Genomic DNA, 4,731 nt, shown 5'->3' on the forward strand with positions numbered 1-4,731 from the left:
AGCCCTCTCAGGCGGTCCGTCGAGCGTGGAAAGCTCCTCAGTCGAGCCCGGAGGCGGCCGAGCGGCACCAGACCCAGTACTTCGAGATGTTCTGCAACCGGGGGCATCTACCACCAGGGCTGGACGGCGGTGACCCGTCACAGCACCCCTGGGCCTTCGGGGCCGAGCTGCCCGCCTTCGACGACGACACCTGGGAGCTGTACGGCCCCGACGACTGGACCCAGGCCTTGGGCCGCCATGAGCCGCGCACCGCTCGATTGCCCGCCCCACGCTGAAGGGTGAGCAGCGCCGCGTCAGGCCCGAGCGCTCCCCCGCTGGACGAACCCAGATTGTGCGGGCGTGCCGCCCGGTCCGAGCCTCGAGCCAGCTCCGGCCGTGGCGACGACCTCGACGTCGTCACACCGTGTCCGGACGGCGGCACGTCGTGACGGGGTTTATCGTCGAACCCTACGGAGTTCCCCGGATCCCAGGGAACGACCAACCGGGCCAGCATCCGGACAGATCGGTTTGCCCGATAGGGCACTTTCGACCCAGGCTCATGCACGTGTCGAGGACCATCGTGGATCGCCCAAGGAAGCCCTCTCAGGCGGTCGTCGAGCGTGGAAAGCTCCTCAGTCGAGCCCGGAGGCGGTGATGCCGGCGAGCGCGGCGCCGGCCTCCCCGCCGCTGGCCGGTCCAAGGCGAGCACGCTGCCCGATCGCCACCACCGCGTCGGCCCGCGGCAACGGGCCGTCGGGCGGTAGTACGGCACGGAGCCCGTCATGCTCGACCACCAAATTGAATCAATATCCCAGCGCGAGCACGACCGCCATGACGATGAGCGCGATACCGCTGAGCAGATCCATACGGATGGGTATGAAGCGGGCGGCAACTCGTCCCAGACGCAAGCCGATGAACGACATCAGGGCCGTGATGGCGCCGAAGACCACGGCCGAGAACACCGGAGAAAAGCCGAGCAACCCCAGGCTCGTGCCGGTGACCAGATTGTCCACGCTCAGAGAGAGCGGAATACCGAAGAGCGCCCAACGATCGTCTACCTCCTCCGGCGCCTCGGTTCGCAGTCCCCGGGCTATGAGGTACAGACCGTACGCGGCCAGCACGCCCGGCCCAAGATAGTCGGCAACCAGGCCGATCGCCTGGCCGAAGTAGCGCCCCAGCAGGAGACCCACCAGTGGCATGAAGCCATCCCAGACCCCGAACGTCACGGCGACCTGCACCGCCCGGCCCCAGCTGAACCGAAGCACTCCAAGCGCAATCGCCACCCGGAAGTTATCCAGGCTGAGGATGAAGCCGAGGACGAGAAGCGCAGCCATGGCATACTCCTACTTGCTGGTGTCGAGGTCCGCTCATCCAACGGAACCCCTTGCCGCCCCTGGCGCGCTTGCTCTCGTCACATGCGTTCTCCAGTTCGTGTCGAGTGGGCGACCTTCCCCGGCGTGACGTGCGGCCCGGGTCGGTCAGGTGGCGTCTCAGGAGCGGTGCGCCTTGGCGTCATGGTGAGCCCACGCTAACCCTTGGACGCCCGGTCCACCCAGCAGGAGATCACCGGCGCCTCCAGCGCGTTGGTCCTGGTGACGGCCTGCCGAACGCTGGTCGCACAGGTCTCCTTCGTGGGTGGTCAGCGCTTCGAGGGAACCGACGCCCGTCGCGCGTTTACACCGGGGTCTGACGCCACCGCGGGATGAGCGCTCCCTCGCTCGGCTCGTCGCTCTCGTTGGCAGCCCATACCGCCTCGGTCACAAGCCTGTGGTCAGGGGAGAGGTGGCAGACCGGATCGGTGCGGGCGGCATCGCCGGTGAGCAGGAATGCCTGGCAGCGGCACCCGCCGAAGTCGAGCTCGCGGCGGCCGCAGCTTCGGCAAGGTTCTGGCATCCAGTCTGTTCCGCGAAAGCGCTGGAAGAGGGGTGACTGTTCCCAGATCCATGCCAGGGAGTGCTCGCGCACGCTGGCGCGAGGAAGGGGAAGGGCGTGCGCGGTCGGGCAGGGCAGGACATCCCCGTTGGGCACCACGGTGAGCTGCCGCCGGCCCCAGCCGTCCATGCAGGGCTTGGGGTACCGGCTGTAGTAATCGGGGATGACGTAGATGATCTCCATCCGCCCCTTCAGGCGCTCACGCGCCGCACGCACCACCACCTCGGCGCGTTCGAGCTGCGCCCTGCTCGGCAGGAGCGCGCCGCGGTTGCGCCAAGCCCACCCGTAGTACTGCGTATTGGCCAGCTCGATACGGTCAGCACCAAGTTCCTCGGCCACGTCGAGAATGCGGGCGACCCTGTCGATGTTGTGCCGGTGGAGCACCACGTTCAGCGTGAGGGGCCAGCCCAGCTTCTTGACCAGATGAGCTGCCGCGATCTTGCGCTCGAAGGACGGTGTGCCGGCGAGGCGGTCAGAGAGGGCTGACTCGTCGGCCTGGATGCTGATCTGCACGTGATCGAGGCCCGCGGTGCGCAGTTGCTCGGCGCGGCGGGACGACAGACCGAGCGCACTCGTGATGAGATTCGTGTACAGACCCAGCTCGCTGGCGCTGCGTACGATCTCGACGATGTCGCGGCGCTGGAGCGGCTCACCGCCGGAAAGATGAAGCTGCATGACGCCCAGGTCCCTGGCCTCGGCCGCCACCCGTTGCCACTCCGGCGTCGTCAACTCGTCCCGATAGTCAGCGAGGTTGAGCGGGTTGGAGCAGTATGCGCAGTGCAGCGGGCAGGCGTAGGTGAGCTCGGCCAACAATCCGAACGGCCTATCCATGGCTGACCTCCACCCATCGCTTGGCGACGAGCCGAGCGAGGAAGCGCCGCACCTCGTCGTCGACCACGCGGTCATATCGTCGGTGCAGCTCCGCCACGATCTCGGCCACCGTCCGCTCGCCATCGCACAGCCCGAGGATGGTCGCGCCTGTGTCGTTCAGGACGGAGACCGTCTCCGGCGCCAGCAGCACGTGCCGCTCCCGCGCCGAGTCGAACGTCAGTCGAACGTGCGGCGCCAGGTGGGGGCGGTCGGCATCGCTATCGATCCGCATAGGTCCGATCGATGGCATCCAGCATGCTCCATAGAACGTCGCACTTGAAGGACAGCGCCGCCACGGCGGCTGCCTGCTCATCCGGTGTCCGGCAGTGCTCCAACACCACCTGCAAGGCGTGCTCGGAGTCGCGTGGAGCCTGCGTCAGCCGGGCCCGAAAGTAGGCAAGCCCCTGAGGATCGATCCACGGGTAGTGGCGCTCGAACGCGGCCAGGCGCTCGGCCATCAGATCCGGCGCGAACAGCTCGGTCAGCGAGGAGGCCACCGCCTCGACCCACGGCCGGGTGCGGGAAAAATTGACGTAGGCATCAACGGCGAACCGCACCCCGGGGACGACGTGCCGCTCATCTTGCACCTCGTCCCGCGTCAAGCCCACCGCCTCGCCCAGGCGCAGCCACGCCTCGATGCCGCCCTCCCCGTCCACCGTGCCGTCGTGGTCGAGGATGCGTCGGATCCAGCGACGGCGCACCTCGCGATGAGGGCAGTTGGCGAGGATGGCGGCATCTTTGAGAGGGAGATTCTCCTGGTAATAGAAGCGATTGGCCACCCAGCCCTGGACCTGCCGACGACTCAGACCTCCCTCGTTCATCTTCCGATGGAAGGGGTGCCGATCGTGGTAGCGCTGGGACTGCGCGCGTAGCGCCGCCACGAGGCTCTCGGTTTCCGGTACCGTCACCACGGCTCTCATCAGATTCGCAGCTCCAGCCCGTCCACAGCGACTTCCATGCCGTGCTGCTCGATGATGCGCCGCTCCGGCGCGTCCTCGAGCAGGATCGGATTGGTGTTGTTGATGTGGGTGTAGATCTTGCGCTCGATGGGGAGCGGAGACAGCTGCTCGAGGCTGCCGTCGGGGCCGTTGATCGGCAGGTGCCCCATCTCGCGCGCCGTCTTGCCGGCCATGCCGAGCTGGATCAACTCGTCGTCGCGCCAGCAGGTTCCGTCGACGAGCAGGCAAGCGCAGTCATCCAGCTGGGCGCGCACCGCTGCCGTGAGCTCCTGCACGCCCGGCAGGTACACCAGTGCCCGGCCGCTGCGCTCGTCGGTCAGGCGGTAACCTACGACTCGTCCGCTCCGTTTGCCGGAGCCGAAACGCGCCCGTTTCGTCGTGGGCACATCGAAGGCCCGGTACGACAGCCCATCTCCCAGCGGTATGTCGGCCTCCGGGACGACCGGCTGCCACTTGACCGGGCAGTAGGCATCGAGCATGCGAAGCAACGACGTCCCGTTGGAGAGCGTGTCGTGCACCGCCTCGGTGGCGTGGAGCTCGAGGCCACGTCCTTCTCGGAGCAGTAGCAGACCGAGCGTGTGGTCGAGCTCGGCGTCGGTGAGCAGGACGGCCTGGAGGGGGGACGCCCTGCCACTCGGGGGGCCGCTGAAGGGGTGCAGGGCGGGGAGAGACTCGATCTGGGCATGGATATCGGGTGAGGCGTTGAGCAGGAACCATCGCCGGTAGTCGGGGCTCACGGCGATCGACGACTGGGTGCGCGGACGGGATGGCCGGGAACCGTCCCGCACCGCGCGGCACGTCGGGCAGGCGCAATTCCACTGCGGGAATCCTCCCCCGGCTGCCGATCCCAGCACCCGCACCCACACTTCGATCCGCTGTCCCCTCGATGTCCGGCCGTCCTCACCCGAACCTGCACCGTGACTGCGTGCCGCATACCGGAAGGGCGCCGGGCTGCCCCGCCCGGCGCCCTGTCCCTCTAGTCCCAGTCCCG

The 4,731-nt window shown here is 67.8% G+C and carries 7 protein-coding genes; 1 reads left to right on the forward strand and 6 read right to left on the reverse strand.

The window, feature by feature from the left end:
• The coding region (locus tag VJN29_RS19230) for a hypothetical protein (RefSeq protein ID WP_324145253.1) at positions 1–275 on the forward strand (275 nt) is incomplete at its 5' end.
• Positions 276–611: 336 nt separating this feature from the next.
• Here the strand turns inward: VJN29_RS19230 and VJN29_RS19235 are convergent.
• The 6 genes from VJN29_RS19235 to pqqB form a co-directional block, all read right to left on the reverse strand.
• The gene (locus VJN29_RS19235; protein WP_324145254.1) at positions 612–773 is read right to left on the reverse strand and encodes a hypothetical protein; all 162 of its coding nucleotides are present in this window, start codon (positions 771–773) and stop codon (positions 612–614) included.
• A 9-nt stretch (positions 774–782) separates the two neighbouring features.
• On the reverse strand, positions 783–1,313 hold the full coding sequence (locus VJN29_RS19240; RefSeq protein WP_324145255.1) for a manganese efflux pump MntP family protein: 531 nt from the start codon (positions 1,311–1,313) through the stop codon (positions 783–785).
• A 340-nt stretch (positions 1,314–1,653) separates the two neighbouring features.
• Positions 1,654–2,742, reverse strand: coding sequence for a pyrroloquinoline quinone biosynthesis protein PqqE (gene pqqE / locus VJN29_RS19245; RefSeq protein WP_324145256.1), 1,089 nt, complete (start codon positions 2,740–2,742; stop codon positions 1,654–1,656).
• Complete coding sequence (gene pqqD, locus VJN29_RS19250; RefSeq protein WP_324145257.1) at positions 2,735–3,013, reverse strand: pyrroloquinoline quinone biosynthesis peptide chaperone PqqD; 279 nt, start codon at positions 3,011–3,013, stop codon at positions 2,735–2,737. The genes pqqE and pqqD overlap by 8 nt, the downstream gene beginning before the upstream one ends.
• Positions 3,000–3,692: a pyrroloquinoline-quinone synthase PqqC gene (pqqC, locus tag VJN29_RS19255; RefSeq protein ID WP_324145258.1), complete on the reverse strand. Its 693-nt coding sequence runs from the start codon at positions 3,690–3,692 to the stop codon at positions 3,000–3,002. The genes pqqD and pqqC overlap by 14 nt, the downstream gene beginning before the upstream one ends.
• 8 nt (positions 3,693–3,700) lie before the next feature.
• Entirely contained in the window at positions 3,701–4,606 is a 906-nt protein-coding gene (gene pqqB / locus VJN29_RS19260; RefSeq protein WP_324145259.1) for a pyrroloquinoline quinone biosynthesis protein PqqB, read from the reverse strand.
• Positions 4,607–4,731: the final 125 nt, after the last annotated feature.

The sequence above is a fragment of the Intrasporangium sp. genome (assembly GCF_035280925.1).
Taxonomy (GTDB): Bacteria; Actinomycetota; Actinomycetes; order Actinomycetales; family Dermatophilaceae; genus Intrasporangium.

Bases quoted from the DNA above. Each gene is read 5' to 3' on its own strand.
- VJN29_RS19240 (WP_324145255.1), bottom strand. From the start codon at position 1,313: ATGGCTGCGCTTCTCGTCCTCGGCTTCATCCTCAGCCTGGATAACTTC.
- pqqD (WP_324145257.1), bottom strand. From the start codon at position 3,013: ATGCGGATCGATAGCGATGCCGACCGCCCCCACCTGGCGCCGCACGTT.
- pqqE (WP_324145256.1), bottom strand. From the start codon at position 2,742: ATGGATAGGCCGTTCGGATTGTTGGCCGAGCTCACCTACGCCTGCCCG.